Raw genomic sequence first — 13,461 nt, forward strand, 5'->3', positions numbered from 1 at the left:
GTCGATCCCCTGTTTACCATATCTTGACCCGTTTGGCCGGGTCCAGATAGAGCTTGTCACCCGGCTGTATGTTGAACGCCTCATAGAAGGCGGGGATGTTCGGCACCACGCCGTTGACCCTGTACTCGGGAGGGGAGTGGGGATCCGAGGCGAGCAGCATCTGCATCAGCTCGGGGCGATACATGCCCTTCCATACCTGGGCCCAGCCGAGGAAGAAGCGCTGCTCGCCGGTGAAGCCGTCCAGCACAGGGGCTTCCTTGCCATCCAGCGACAGCAGGTAGGCCTTGTGGGCTATGGTGAGGCCACCGAGATCGCCTATGTTCTCCCCCAGGGTGAACTGGCCGTTGACGTACTGCCCCTTGATGGGCTCGAAGCGGTTGTACTGGGCCACCAGCCGGCTGGTTCGGAAGCGGAACTCCTTGAGATCCTGGGGCGTCCACCAGTCGCGCATCACGCCATCACCGTCGGATCTGGCCCCCTGATCGTCGAAACCGTGACCCATCTCGTGGCCTATCACCCCGCCGATGGCGCCGTAGTTCACAGCGTCGTCCGCGCTCATGTCGAAGAAGGGGGGTTGCAAAATGGCGGCCGGGAAGACGATCTCGTTGTTGCTCGCGTTGTAGTAGGCGTTCACCGTCTGGGGCGACATGTGCCACTCGTCCCTGTCCACCGGCTTGCCGAGGCGGGCCAGGCTGTCGGCATATTCGAAGGCGCGGGCGCGCTGCAGGTTGCCCACCAGGTCATCGGCGCGGATCTCGATGGCGCTGTAGTCCTTCCACTTGTCCGGATAGCCTATCTTGGGCCTGAACTTGGCGAGCTTGGCCAGGGCCTGGGTCTTGGTGGCCGGCGACATCCAGTCCAGCTCCTGGATGCTCTGGCCGTAGGCGGTGCGCAGGTTCTCCACCAGCTGCTCCATGCGTGCCTTGGCCTCTGGCGGGAAGTAGCGCTCCACATAGAGCTTGCCCACCGCCTCCCCCAGGTTGTTGTCCAGTACCCCGAGGGCACGCTCCCAGGGGGCGCGCTGCTTGGGCGTGCCGCTCAAGGTGGTGCCGAAGAAGGCGAAGTTCTGGGCGTCGGTCTGGCTGTCGAGGTAGGGGGCGAAATCGGTGATGAGCTGCCACTTGAGGTAGGCCTGCCAGTCGCCCATGGGGGTCTGCTTCATCACCTCGTCCAGGGCCGTCAGGTAGCTCGGCTGGCCTATGATGAGGCTCTGCTGGCCGCTCAGGCCGGCCTGATCCAGATAGCTGTTCCAGTCGATGCTGGGGGCGAGGCGCGTGAGCTCGCCGATGGGGGCCTTGTTGTAGTTCTTCTGCCGATCCCGCAGGACGACGTTGTCCCACTGGATCTGGGCGAGCCGGGTCTCGAGGGCCAGGATGCGCTTGGCCTTGGCCCCCGCATCCGCCTCGCCGAAGCGGCTCAGCATGCCGGCGATATGTTGCTCGTATTTCTGCCGCAGCGCCTGGCTGGCGGCATCCTGCTTGAGGTAGTAGTCCCTGTCCGGCAGGCCGAGCCCGGATTGATAGAGGTAGACCGCATAGCTGTCCGGCGCCTTGGCGTCCGCATCTATCCAGAAGCCGAAGGGGGCGCGGCCCCCCAGCTTGCCGGCACGGGCGAAGGCCTGGGCCAGACCCTGCTTGTCATGGATCTGATCGATGTCGCCAAGCATGGGCAGCAGGGGCGTGGTGCCCCTGGCGTTGCGGGTCTGCTGATCCAGATAGCTTCGGTAGAGGTCGTGGATCTGCTGGGCCGGGGTGCCGGTGGCGGCCTTGCCGTCCAGCCCCTCCACCAGCACCCGCACGTCTGCCAGGGACTTGTCCCGCAGCAGGTAGAAGGCGCCGTCGGCGGGCCTGTCATCCGGGATCTTGGCGGTGGCCAGCCAGTGGCCGTTCACGTAGCGGAAGAAGTCGTCACCGGGCTTGACCCGGGTGTCCATGTTGGCCAGCGCGAGGCCGGAGTGCTTGTCTGCCTGGTCCGGCCCCTGACTGCAACCGGCCAGCAAGGCCAGCCCGATGAGGGCGGCCAGTATGCTTTTCTTATTGTTCATTGTCTTATTCCAATTAGGGTTACTCAGCGTCCCGGTCCAGGTCGGGAGGAGACTCACTCTAGCAGTCGGGTTAGCGCTTGATAAGCCCGACTCTGCTAAGATCGGCCTGGTCGTATAGGGGAAGCCTATGATTTCTCGTGTTTATTCTCGTTTTTGTCAGACTCTGCCCGCGCCGGAAGGTTCCCGGGGCCTGCTGGTAGCCTTCAGTGGCGGGCTCGACTCCACCGTGCTGCTGGTGCTGGCGGCGCGTTTTGCCCAGGAGCAGGGCCTTGCCCTGCGTGCCCTGCACGTCCACCACGGCCTGAGCCCTCATGCCGACGACTGGGTGGCCCATTGTGAAGGGGTGTGCCAGCAACTGGCGGTGCCCCTCATCATCCAGCGGGTGCAACTGCAACGGGGCAACGGCGACAGTCTGGAGGCCCAGGCGCGGGAGGCCCGCTACCAGCGTCTCGCCGCCTGCCTGGAGGAGGGGGAGTGGCTGCTCACCGCCCATCATCAGGACGATCAGCTGGAGACCCTGCTGCTGGCGCTCAAGCGGGGCGCCGGATTGCGGGGGCTGGCGGGCATGGTACCGAACCAGCCCTTTGCCGGCGGCCGCTTGCTGCGCCCGCTGCTCGAGGTCAGCCGGGCCGAGCTGGCGGCGCTGGCGGAGACCCTGCCCTATGGCTGGGTGGAGGATGAGAGCAACCTGGATGTGAGCTACGATCGCAACTTCCTGCGCCAGCAGCTCATTCCCCAGCTCAAGGCGCGCTGGCCCGCCATGGCCCAGACGGCGGCGCGCAGCATGGCCCTGTGCGCCGAGCAGGAGGCCCTGATCAGCGAGCTGGCGGAGGCGGACTGGCAACAGGCCGGGGAGGGGGAGGCGCTGCGCATCGAGGCGCTGCAGCCGCTCTCCCCGGTACGGCGCAACAACCTGCTGCGCCACTGGATCCGTCGCCAGGGGGGAGAGATGCCGTCCAGGGAGCTGCTGGGGCTGCTCTGGCAGGAGGTGGCGCTGGCGCGGGAAGACGCCAACCCCAGGCTGAGCCTGCAGGGGCTGGAGTGCCGCCGCTTTCAGGGGCGACTCCACCTGGTGCCGCCCGGCCTTGCCCCCCGTGAGGAGGTGTTGCCCATCCGGGTGGGGGAGACGCTCCGCCTGCCGGACGGACTGGGGGCCTTCAGGCTGCTGTCATCGGATGGGGGGGAAGGGCTGCGCCCGCCACGGGAGGACGAGCCCCTGTCGGTGCGTTTTCAGGTGGCGTCCGGCGTCATGCTCAAGCCGGTGGGGCGGGTTGGCAGCCGGCGCCTGAAAAAGTTGCTGCAAGAGTACGGGGTGCCCTCCTGGCAACGGGGGCGTATTCCCATCCTCTATTACGGGGAGCAGGTGGCGCTGGTGGCCGGACTCTTCGTCTGCGACGGATTTCTGGCGCCCGAGGGGGGCATCAAGGGAGACTGGCGGCGAGCCGTCGCCCCGGCTCGTGACTGAACGCCGCCGCGATGTCGCCAGGCCGCCCTATTCGGACGGCCCTGTCACGCCGGCCTTCTTGCGGGCGTAGAGGTGGGCATCCGCCGTGGCATAGAGGCGCTGCACGTCCATGCCCGAGTGCCAGCTGGCGGCCCCCAGGCTGCAGCCCACCGAGAAGGCGCTGAGCTCCTTGTGGCTGTGCAGCACATGTTGCAGCCGCAGCCAGACCGGGCGCCAGGCCTCGGGATCGGCGGGTTGCAGCAGCAGGGCGAACTCGTCGCCGCCGAGGCGAAACGCCTGATCCGTGCCGCGAATGCAGCCCTGCAGCAGTTGGGCGAAGCGGCTCAGCACCAGATCCCCCACCGGATGACCCCAGGTGTCATTGACCTGTTTGAAGCGGTCGAGATCCAGCAGCACCAGCACCAGACCGTGGGGCTCCCGGCAGTGTTGCTCCACCGCCCGGCCAATGGCCTCGTCGAAATAGGAGCGGTTGCCAAGCCCGGTCAGGTGATCGAGCCGCACCTGCTGCTCCAGCCGGCTCAGCCGCAGATAGAGCGGCAGGGGCAGGCAGAACAGCTGGTGATATTGCCCCAGCTGCCGCCGCTGGCCGTCGCTCAGGGGCTGCTCCAGCTCGTATTGCAGCTGTCCGAGCAACTGCTCGTGCTGGCCGCGCAGCTCGAAGCGGTAGCTATGCAGCACCTGCCGGGCCTGGGGGGCGTGGGCGATGAGGCTGTGGGGCTGACCGCAGTCGAGGTGGAGCGTGTGGATCCGGACAATCTTTGCCACCCGCTCGGCAAAGATTGCCAGCAGGGCGTCAAGATCCCGTTGCCTCAGCAGCTCCTGAAGCTGCTGATAAGTATCCTGCCCGGTCAGCGGCGTGAGCCGCTCCATCTGCTGTACCCACTGCTCTATGCCATGTCCGAAGCCGTTCAAAGACGATGTGTTTTCCACGTTGCAGCCTTACACCTCTCCACTCATTGACCGGTTTCTTGCAATCCCCGTGCCCAAAATATGTTCGATGGAAAACAAAGGGGCTGGCTAGGCTTAGCAACATGAAATGGGAGGGCAAACAACCCCGTGCGCCGCTGGCCGCGCGTCAACATCAAGGGCGGGGTCCTGCCCCGCTGCGACGATGATCGGAGGGTGCCAGGGGCCTGAGGCGCAGCGTCTTAGGGCCATGGGGACAGATAAGAGGGAGGGATGTGTGTACGCCGATGTGTTGATCCTGCTGCTCTCCGCCGTTCTGCTGGTGGCCATCTTCCGACGCCTGGGCCAGCCGGTGATCCTCGCCTATCTGTTCGTCGGCATGCTGCTCGGCCCCCATGGGGCGGCCATCGTCACCGGGCAGGCCATGATGCAGACCATAGGGGAGCTCGGCATCGTCTTCCTGATGTTCTCCCTCGGGCTAGAATTCTCGCTGCCGCGCCTGCTCGCCATGCGCAAGCTGGTGCTGGGGGTCGGCGGTCTGCAGGTGCTGCTCACCTCATTGCTGTTCTTCTGGCTCGGCTGGTGGTGGGGCCTGAGTCTCCCCCAGGCGCTGGTGGTATCCGGCACCCTGGCGCTCTCCTCCACCGCCGTGGTGATCAAGCAGCTCGGGGAGTTGCAGCAACTCCATACCCGGCGTGCCCAGCTCGGGGTGAGCGTCTTGCTGTTTCAGGATCTGGCGGTGGTGCCGCTCTTGGTGATGATCCCCATACTGGCCAGCCCCGAGGTGCAGGGCAGCGCCCTGCTGGCGGAGGTGGCCTGGGCCTCCCTCAAGGGGCTGTTCGCCCTGATCGTCCTGCTCGCGGTGGGAAAGTGGCTGCTGCCCATGGTGTTTCACGAGGTGGCCCGGGCGCGCTCCGACGAGCTGTTCGTGCTCAGCACCCTGCTGGTGGCCCTGCTGGCGGCGTCGCTGACCCAGTGGATGGGGCTTTCCATGGCACTCGGGGCCTTCCTGGCCGGCATGATGCTGGGGGAGTCCCACTACCGCCATCAGCTGGAAGTGGACATCAAGCCGTTTCGGGACGTGCTGCTGGGGCTCTTCTTCATCACCATAGGCATGACCATGGAGTGGGCGCTGGTGGCGAACGCCTGGTGGCAGGTGCTGCTCTGCGTGCTCGGGCTCATCCTGTGCAAGTCGCTGCTGGTGCTGCTGGCGGGCCGGCTGATGGGGGAGCGCAAGCGCGATGCCATGGCGGCCGGCATCATGCTGAGCCAGGTCGGCGAGTTCGGCTTCGTGCTGCTGGCGCTGGCGAGCCACCATGGCCTGCTCGGTCACGAGATGGTCTCCCTGCTCATCGGTATCGGCGTCATCACCATTTCTCTCACCCCCTGGCTGGTGCAGCGGGCCCTGGGGCTGGCCCACTCCCTCACCGACGCTACCCTGCTGTCCCGCGCCGGGGTCGCCCAGTCGGGGCTCAGCAAGCACCAGCATGTCATCATCGCCGGCTTCGGGCGCACCGGGCAGACCTGCGCCCGCTTTCTCAAGTTAGAGGAGATCCCCTTTCTCGCGCTGGATCTCGATCCCGAGCGGGTGAGCGAGGCCAAGCTGGCGGGGGAGCAGGTGGCGTTCGGCGATGCCAGCCGGCGCGACATCCTGCTGGCGGCCGGCCTGATGCGGGCCCGCCTGGTGATCATCACCTTCGACGATCGCAAGCGGGTCGATGCCATGTTGATGCAGATCCGGGCGCTGGCGGGGGATCTCAAGGTGCTGGTGCGAACCCGGGACGACAGCTTCCTCGAGCACTACAAGCAGGCCGGGGCCTTCGAGGTGATCCCCGAATCCCAGGAGGGGGCCCTGATGCTGGTCTCCCACCTGCTGGTCAACTGCGACATCCCCATAGGCCGGGTGATCCGGCGCATGGAGCACGAGCGCAGCAGTCAGTACCGCTTCCTGCACGGCTTCTACTGGGGAGATCAGAGTGCGGGCAACCTGGAGACGGATCAGTTACTGGAGCGGCTGCACCCCGTGCTGCTGCACGATCAGGCCTGGGCTGTGGGGCGCCGGGTGCGGGAACTGCCCCTGGGGGAGGTGCGCATCAAGGCGGTGCATCGCGGGGAGCGCAGCCTGGAGCCTAAGGCCGATCTGAGGCTGGTGGCGGGTGATCGGCTGGTGCTCTTTGGGACGGCCGTGGCCATGGAGCAGGCGGAGCAGCGCCTGCTGGAGGGGCACTAGGCTGTGCCCTCAACATGCTCAGGGGCCCTTGCCCGGGCGGCGCCCCTGGTGGAAGCAAGCCTGTTCAGGCCTCCTCGCGGATCCGCTCTTCGATGTCGAGGAAGGACTCGATGCGCTGGCGCTGATCCAGCGCATCCTGATACCCCAGCCTTATCAGCTGCTGACAGTAACCCGGGTGAAACATCAGGAAGCTGGCCAGGCTGCTGCTCTCCTGGCCGTTCACCCCCAGCACCCGCAGCAGGCGGCGTAACTGGGTCGGCAGCTTGGGCAGGTAGTCGAGGGCGATAAGATCCAGATCCTGGCTCGGCCTGATGACGCAGGTCTCCACCTGGCGCAGCTTCAGGCGGCTGCGCTCCCGCGCCGGGATCAGCGACAGGGTCTGGTTTATGCGCCCCAGCCGCTCCAGATCCGAATTGAGGGTGTCGGAGAAGACGGTGTTGAGCAGGTGGCTGGCGATGTTGGAGCTGGTCAGGTGATCCTGACGGGGGGCCGCGCTCCCCTGATGGGGGGAGTCCAGGGTCACCAGCAGGATCCGCTCCGCCCCCAGGTGAATGGCGGGGCTCAAGGGGCTCAGTTGGTGGATGGAGCCGTCACCGTAGAAGCGCTCGCCGATGCGGGTGGCCGGAAAGACGAAGGGCAGGGCCGCCGAGGCCATCAGGTGATCCGAGGTGAGCAGGGTGCGCAGGCCGCGCCGCCTGGCCCGCTCCCAGGGCAGGTGTTCGGCCCGCCCCTGGAAGAAGGTGGTGGAGAGGCCGTCGTCATAGTCGGAGGCGGTGATGGCGATGGCCTCCAGACTGCCGTAGAGGATGTTGTCATCGATGCGGTGATAGTCGATGAGCTGATCCAGCAGGCGGCGCAGGGGGGCGTTGTCGAACAGGTGGAAGGCGCGGTTGCTCTGGGGGCTGATGAGACCGGCCGAGCCCTGATACAGGGTGCGCCACAGCAGCTGGCAGGGGCGGAAGTCGAAGATGTGATGGGTCTCGAAACGGCGCCAGACCCACTCCAGCTTGCGGACCCCCAGGTGAAAACAGGAGGCGTAGCACGCCAGTGCCGTGATGTTGAGGGCCCCCGCCGAGGTGCCGCACAGTATGGGGAAGGGGATGCCGAGGTTGCGGGGATAAAGCTCGGCCACTGCCTTGAGTACGCCGACCTGATAGGCGGCGCGAGCACCACCACCGGTGAGCAGAAGAGCTGTATTGGGTCTGGCCATGATGGTGCGCCTTATTGTGATTGCAAGGGCGGGTTGCCACCGCGCAATTTAACTATAAGACGTTGTATCCCGGATAAAAATGGGCCGCCTCATCATTTTTTGAGGCGACCGGTGCGGCGGGATCAGGCCGTGCCTCTGGGCTGGGTCAGCTGATCGAAGGCGGCGAAAACAGGCGGGCTTGCCAGGATGCGGCCATGGCCGAGCCCACGGGTACTCACCAGCCGGGTACGGCCGTCCTCTGCCGCCCGCAACGAGTCTCTATGGGGGGCAAACCTGTCCTCCTCGTCATGGACGATGAGGGCATGGCCGGCGCGATTGGCGAGCCGGCCGAGGGGGTCCACAGTGCTCAAGGGATGCTGGTATTCGTGCTCGATCTCCTTGACCACGGCATCGAACAGCCGGATGGAGTAGCCGGAGCGGGCCACCATGCCATAGAGCTGGGGTACGTAGTCGAGCACGGGGGAGATGAGCAGCAGCGGCAGCGCGTCTAGGGCGGGGTGGCGGCTGCTGAGGGTGACGGCGCCCCCCATGCTGTGGGTGATGACCCCCTGAACCGGGCCGACGCGGGCGAGGATCTCGTCGAAGGCACACACGAAGCGGGGCAGGTGGCCCGTGCTGCCTTCGCTCTGGCCGTGGGCGGGGTGATCATAGGCCAGCGCCGTGAAGCCCTGGGCGGCGATATGGCTCATCAGCGGGTAGAACTGGCTGGCACTGCCTGACCAGCCGTGCATCAGCAGCCAGACCGGTCCCTGGCCGAGGCGATAGCTCATCAGGGTGCCCTCGCCGGTGTGGATGGCCTGCTGCACCAGCCCGGCGGGGGCGGCGACCTCACGGGTGGGGCGCTGCGGGGTGAGCAGCAACTTGCTGGCGGTGCGTTTGGCGTGGGACGGGGCCAGCGCGTGGTGCAACCGGGTGCCAAGCCCCAGCAGCAACTTGCTCGGGCTGACGCGGCGGGTGTTGAAATAGATCTTGCTGCTCATGGTCATCCTGTGGTTTTTATGTGCGAACGGTCGTGCTTTTTTATCTGTTTTTAAAAAGAAGAGGCAAAATCTCAGCGCCAGCTGGTCAGCAGATCTTCCACCTCGGGCCAGAAGTGGCGGCCCGGATCCTGACACAAGTCCAGCGCGTTGAACACCTGATCTCCCAGATAGAGGCCATAGAGCCGGTAGACGGCGCGCCAGGGATCCAGGTTCCCGCGCCACTCTCCCTTCTCCTGGCCCTGCACCACCTGGCGAGCCAGGTAGTCGAGCCAGAAGCGCACCAGCTGGCGGGCTGCCTGCTGCACCTCCCCCTCCTGGGCCGAGGTCCAGGCGTCGAGGAACATACAGCGTCCGGCAAAGCTCTGGTTCCAGGCCAGCCAGGCCCGCAGCAGGGCCAGCAGTTTCTCCTGCTGGGTGCCGTGCTGCTGCTGACGCACCGGCTGGATCACCCGCTCCCGGAACACCTCGGCGGAATGGGTGAGCACGGCGATCTGCAGGTTGTCGCGAGACTGGAAATGGGCGAACAGGCCGCTCTTGGACATCTCGCACGCACTGGCCAGCGAGCCTATGGTCAGGCTCTCCAGCCCCTGCTGGCTCGCCTGCTCGAAGGCTGTCTGCAAAATGTTGTCGCGGGTCAGGCGGCCCTTGCTCATCGCACTCTCCTCTCTGGGTCCTGCAGCATAAAGTACGATCGTGCTAATTGTCGAGCAACAAACCGTCGTTGTGGTGGAGACAAGGCGTTCAGTTGTCCTTGATGTCCATCTGCTGCAGGGCGATGACAGCCTGGGTGCGATTCTTGACGCCGAGTTTGCGGAAGGTGGGAGTGATATGGGCCCTGAGGGTGACAAGGCGCTTAGTTGTCCTTGATGTCCATCTGCTGCAGGGCGATGACCGCCTGGGTGCGATTCTTGACGCCGAGTTTGCGGAAGATGGCGGTGATATGTGCCTTGATGGTGGCCTCGGAGACGTTGAGCTCCCAGGCGATCTGCTTGTTGAGACTGCCGTCCCGCAACATGATCAGCACCTTGTATTGCTGGGGGGTGAGGCTGGCCAGCTTGCTGGCAAAGTCGGGGCCATCCTCGGACTCGGGGTGAAGGGAGATCCCTTCCGGCACCCAGTTATCCCCCCCGATCACCGTATTGAGGGCGCTGACCAGCTCCTTCATGGGAACCGACTTGGGAATGAAGCCCAGGGCCCCGAGGCGCAGTACCTGCTGGATGATGGCGGCATCTTCCGAGGCGGAGACAACTACGATGGGCAGGTCCGGGTACTGGCCGCGCAGATAGGCCAGCCCCCCGAAGCCGTTGGCCCCCGGCATCTTGAGATCGAGCAGCAGCAGATCGACTTCGGGGTGCTCCGCGAGCAGGTGGGTCAGGCTGTCGATGGAGTCGGCCTCCAGCAGCCTGGCCTCGTCGATGGCCATGTGCACCGCTTGATAGAGGGCGCCCCGAAACAGGGGGTGGTCATCTGCGATGACGATGGTAAATTGGCTGTCCATTGCTCACATTTTTGCTAACTGATTGTTTTGAAAAATCAAACTAGCACTGCTCCCCAAGGGGGTCAAACTCGCAGGTGTGCAAATGTGAGGCGACCATGAGATGTCGTGCCCGCGGGGCCGATGCCGGGTCACGAACAACCCCAACGCAGGAGGCAATAAATGGGATCCTTGGTATTGACGGTAGGCACAGGTTCCACCTGGGCGATGCGGGCGTCGCTGGTGCTCGCCATGAGCGGGCTGGAGTGGCAGGAGCAGGTGTTCGATCTGGAGGATGCCAAGGCGTTGGCGCGGCTCAAGCGCACGGCGCCGGCCGGGCTGGTGCCCTGGCTGGATGACGGCGAGCTGCGGATCCACGACTCCCTCGCCATCGCCGAGTATCTTCACGAGCTGTGCCCGGCGCGCCACCTCTATCCGGTGGATAGGGCCGAGCGGGCATTGGCCCGCAGCCTCTGCGCCGAGCTGCACTCGGGTTTTGGCCAGATCCGCAGTCGCCTGCCCTTCTTCCTCGGCGCGCCGACCCAGAGCGAGCCCCCGGTGGAGACCCTGGGGGAGCTGGCCCGGCTGCAGACGCTCTGGTCCCAGGCGAGGGGGCCCTTCTACTTTGAGGAGGCGGGGATCCTCGATGCCTTCTATGCCGTGATGGCCTATCGGCTGGCGAGCTACGGCATAGACTTGCCCGGTCAGGCGGGGGCCTATCAGCAAGCCTTGCTGGCCTGGCCCCTGTGGCAGGAGACCCTGGTCAAGGCGCGGCTGCAGTGGCCGGCCATCGCCCGGCAGCCGGCATGAGGTGAAGGGGCCTGTGCAATGAGAGAGGGGAGCCACTGGCTCCCCTCTCGTTTGTCTGGTGCGGGACCTGTTACGGCTGCCGACCGGCGAACACCACTACCACCTTGTCCTCCCCCTTCTCCCGCACGAAGCTGTAGGGAACATCGGACAGCTTCTTGTGGCTGCCTGCCGCCACCGCCGGATGGGCGGCGCGGAACTGGCCTAGCCTTTGCCAGTGCTTGACCAGCTCGGCCTTCTCGCCGCTCCCCAGATCCTGCCAGTTCATGTCGGATCGCACGCTCTGATCGAACACGCCGCCATCCTTGGCCAGACCCCGGCCAGACTCGTCCCCGTAGTAGAGCTGTATGCCCCCCGGCAGCAGCATGAAGCTGTTGGCGACTCTGCGTTGCAGCGGCACGTCCTGATAGTCGCCGAAGAACAGCTTGGTGTCGTGGGAGCTGATGTAGCTCAGCACGTTGAACTCGGGATCCTGGTTGATGCGGCTGGCGTAGCTGGCATAGGTCGGCTCGGCACCGGCCATGCACTGGGCCTGGGGCAGGGCGAACTCCCGCTGATAGTCGAAGTTGATCAGGGAATCGAAGCCGTTCTGGTACCAGAAATCCTTGGCGACCCCGTGATCCCACACCTCGCCCACCATGTAGAAGGGCAGATCGTCGAGCGCCTTGTCCGGGTTGGCGGCCTTCCACTCCTTGAGCGCCGTAGTGCCCGCCTGCTTGAGCCTGGCCCAGACCGCGGGCTCCAGGTGCTTGACGGTGTCGGCCCGGAAGCCGTCGATGCCGAAGCGGCGTACCCAGTCGGTGTGCCAGGCGATGAGGTAATCGCTGACGCTTGCGTTGGGGAGCGCCTTGGCCCGGGTATCCTGCTTGGCGGTGAGCAGGGGTGGCAGCCCCACCGGCTTGGTGGACTCGGTCAGGAAGTCCGGCAGCCCCGCCACCGAGCCGGTGACGTCGTCGGTGCCGGGTTGCGGGTAGCCGGGCAGGCCGGCGCGCACCCAGTCAGGGCCCCACCATTTGCTCCACTCGCTCGATTGGTAGTCGATAAACTGGTTGTAGCCATGCCAGTTGAGGCCACCGCTCGGGCGCCACTGGTTCCAGGTGGTCGGCAACTTGCCGCTGTTCTGGGTGAGGTCGGTGAGCCCCAGATCCTGCAGATCCGCCAGGGTGGCGTAACCTGCGTGGTTCATCACCACGTCCAGGATGATCCGCATGCCGCGCTTGTGGGCCTCGTCCACCAGGGTCTTCAGGCTCTCCTCGTCGCCGTAGTTGGGATCTATCTTGGTGAAGTCGAGCGCCCAGTAGCCGTGGTAGGCGTAGAAGGGGAAGTTGCCCTGCTCGCCGCCGCCGATGAAGCCGTGCACCTGCTCCACCATGGGAGTGATCCAGATGGCATTCATGCCGAGGCTCTTGATGTAGTCGAGCTTCTCGGTCAGCCCCTTGAAGTCGCCGCCATGCCAGGTGGCGACCTCGTCCTGACCATCCTTCTGGCGGCCGAAGCTGTGATCGTTGGCGGGATCGCCGTTGTGGAAGCGGTCGGTCAGCAGGAAATAGACGCTCGCCTGATCCCAGCTGAAGGGGGCCGCCTTGGCCGCCTTGACCGGTTCGAGCAGCAGCAGGCCGCCGCTCTCCTTGCTCGGGGTCAGGGTCAGCTTGCCCTGGGTGACCACGGCCTCCTGTCTGGAGTAGGCATCCCGCAGCCGGGTGCCGTCGGGCCAGACTCCTTTCAGCGATACCGTCACCGGGCCACCATCCCAGGCGATACAGGGCTCTGTCGGGGGCTGGCGTTTGAACTCGCTCTTTTTGGTCGCCCGCAGCACCTTGAGGCTGGGGGTGTCCGGGTTGAAGGTGAACTCGTAGTCCCCCGCCAGCATCACCCTCAGGTTGAAGCTTGCCCCCTTGCTGCACTTGTCCATGGGTTGGGCTGTGCCGAAGGGGAGCGCTTTGACCTCGGTCGGCCCGAAGCTGGTGCCGCAGCTGTTGCCGGCATCGGCGATGCGGATCTGGTGGCTGCCCTTGTCCAGCTTGTGGGTCAGGGTGATGGTGCCCTTGTCCAGCGTCAGCGCCTCGGCCACCGGTTTGCCATCCACATAGAGATGCACCTCGGGGGCGGCCAGCGCCTGACCGACGAACAGTGGCGTGGCCAGCAGGGCGAGCCACAGGGAGGAGGGGCGGAGATCGAAACGAGGCGAGGGACGCATAGGCCATTCCTTGAGCTGAGTGGGGTCCGTTGAGGCACTCATTCTAGGGGGCGCAGGGCCGGGGTTGGACCGGTAAAACACCGATTTGTGACGTCAGTTCAAATGGTTACGTTTTCAAGAATGGAAAAGTGTGAAGCGGGTGTCGCGG

10 protein-coding genes and 1 pseudogene are annotated in these 13,461 nt (G+C 65.4%); 3 read left to right on the top strand and 8 right to left on the bottom strand.

Annotation, left to right across the window (positions count from 1 at the left end):
* Positions 1–13 precede the first annotated feature (13 nt).
* Positions 14–2,044, bottom strand: a complete 2,031-nt coding sequence (locus tag G4923_RS08285) for a M13 family metallopeptidase (RefSeq protein WP_163136528.1) — start codon at positions 2,042–2,044, stop codon at positions 14–16.
* Positions 2,045–2,171: 127 nt separating this feature from the next.
* Between G4923_RS08285 and tilS the strand changes: the two genes are divergently transcribed.
* Positions 2,172–3,509 carry a tRNA lysidine(34) synthetase TilS gene (tilS, locus tag G4923_RS08290; RefSeq protein ID WP_163136529.1) on the top strand — a complete coding sequence of 446 codons (1,338 nt, stop codon included), beginning with the start codon at positions 2,172–2,174 and terminating at the stop codon, positions 3,507–3,509.
* A 27-nt stretch (positions 3,510–3,536) separates the two neighbouring features.
* Here tilS and G4923_RS08295 read toward each other — a convergent pair whose 3' ends face one another.
* Complete coding sequence (locus G4923_RS08295) at positions 3,537–4,379, bottom strand: GGDEF domain-containing protein (protein WP_205597033.1); 843 nt, start codon at positions 4,377–4,379, stop codon at positions 3,537–3,539.
* A 313-nt stretch (positions 4,380–4,692) separates the two neighbouring features.
* Here G4923_RS08295 and G4923_RS08300 point away from each other — a divergent pair, with 313 nt between their 5' ends.
* On the top strand, positions 4,693–6,645 hold the full coding sequence (locus G4923_RS08300) for a monovalent cation:proton antiporter family protein (protein WP_162627148.1): 1,953 nt from the start codon (positions 4,693–4,695) through the stop codon (positions 6,643–6,645).
* A gap of 64 nt (positions 6,646–6,709) precedes the next feature.
* On the opposite strand, the gene G4923_RS08305 is transcribed toward G4923_RS08300, so the two are convergent.
* The 5 genes and pseudogenes from G4923_RS08305 to G4923_RS08325 all read right to left on the bottom strand — a co-directional run bounded on the left by G4923_RS08305 (position 6,710) and on the right by G4923_RS08325 (position 10,333).
* Positions 6,710–7,855, bottom strand: a complete 1,146-nt coding sequence (locus G4923_RS08305) for a patatin-like phospholipase family protein (RefSeq protein WP_163136530.1) — start codon at positions 7,853–7,855, stop codon at positions 6,710–6,712.
* A 122-nt stretch (positions 7,856–7,977) separates the two neighbouring features.
* Positions 7,978–8,835, bottom strand: coding sequence for an alpha/beta hydrolase (locus G4923_RS08310; protein ID WP_163136532.1), 858 nt, complete (start codon positions 8,833–8,835; stop codon positions 7,978–7,980).
* Positions 8,836–8,906: 71 nt separating this feature from the next.
* On the bottom strand, positions 8,907–9,488 hold the full coding sequence (locus G4923_RS08315) for a TetR/AcrR family transcriptional regulator (protein ID WP_163136534.1): 582 nt from the start codon (positions 9,486–9,488) through the stop codon (positions 8,907–8,909).
* Positions 9,489–9,576: 88 nt separating this feature from the next.
* Positions 9,577–9,678 (bottom strand): annotated as a pseudogene (locus G4923_RS08320) (DNA-binding response regulator); the annotation flags it as partial.
* Between the two features lie 10 nt (positions 9,679–9,688).
* Complete coding sequence (locus tag G4923_RS08325) at positions 9,689–10,333, bottom strand: response regulator (RefSeq protein ID WP_163136536.1); 645 nt, start codon at positions 10,331–10,333, stop codon at positions 9,689–9,691.
* 159 nt (positions 10,334–10,492) lie between these two features.
* On the opposite strand from G4923_RS08325, the gene G4923_RS08330 reads away from it, so the two are divergent.
* Positions 10,493–11,119 carry a glutathione S-transferase gene (locus tag G4923_RS08330; RefSeq protein WP_163136538.1) on the top strand — a complete coding sequence of 209 codons (627 nt, stop codon included), beginning with the start codon at positions 10,493–10,495 and terminating at the stop codon, positions 11,117–11,119.
* A 70-nt stretch (positions 11,120–11,189) separates the two neighbouring features.
* On the opposite strand, the gene G4923_RS08335 is transcribed toward G4923_RS08330, so the two are convergent.
* Positions 11,190–13,313, bottom strand: coding sequence for an alpha-amylase (locus G4923_RS08335; protein WP_163136540.1), 2,124 nt, complete (start codon positions 13,311–13,313; stop codon positions 11,190–11,192).
* Between the last annotated feature and the right edge of the window lie 148 nt (positions 13,314–13,461).

Source organism: Aeromonas rivipollensis, assembly GCF_010974825.1.
In the GTDB taxonomy this organism is placed as follows: domain Bacteria; phylum Pseudomonadota; class Gammaproteobacteria; order Enterobacterales; family Aeromonadaceae; genus Aeromonas; species Aeromonas rivipollensis.

Bases quoted from the DNA above. Each gene is read 5' to 3' on its own strand.
- G4923_RS08295 (WP_205597033.1), bottom strand. From the start codon at position 4,379: ATGGAGCGGCTCACGCCGCTGACCGGGCAGGATACTTATCAGCAGCTT.
- G4923_RS08285 (WP_163136528.1), bottom strand. From the start codon at position 2,044: ATGAACAATAAGAAAAGCATACTGGCCGCCCTCATCGGGCTGGCCTTG.
- G4923_RS08315 (WP_163136534.1), bottom strand. From the start codon at position 9,488: ATGAGCAAGGGCCGCCTGACCCGCGACAACATTTTGCAGACAGCCTTC.
- G4923_RS08335 (WP_163136540.1), bottom strand. From the start codon at position 13,313: ATGCGTCCCTCGCCTCGTTTCGATCTCCGCCCCTCCTCCCTGTGGCTC.
- tilS (WP_163136529.1), top strand. From the start codon at position 2,172: ATGATTTCTCGTGTTTATTCTCGTTTTTGTCAGACTCTGCCCGCGCCG.
- G4923_RS08305 (WP_163136530.1), bottom strand. From the start codon at position 7,855: ATGGCCAGACCCAATACAGCTCTTCTGCTCACCGGTGGTGGTGCTCGC.
- G4923_RS08310 (WP_163136532.1), bottom strand. From the start codon at position 8,835: ATGAGCAGCAAGATCTATTTCAACACCCGCCGCGTCAGCCCGAGCAAG.
- G4923_RS08325 (WP_163136536.1), bottom strand. From the start codon at position 10,333: ATGGACAGCCAATTTACCATCGTCATCGCAGATGACCACCCCCTGTTT.
- G4923_RS08330 (WP_163136538.1), top strand. From the start codon at position 10,493: ATGGGATCCTTGGTATTGACGGTAGGCACAGGTTCCACCTGGGCGATG.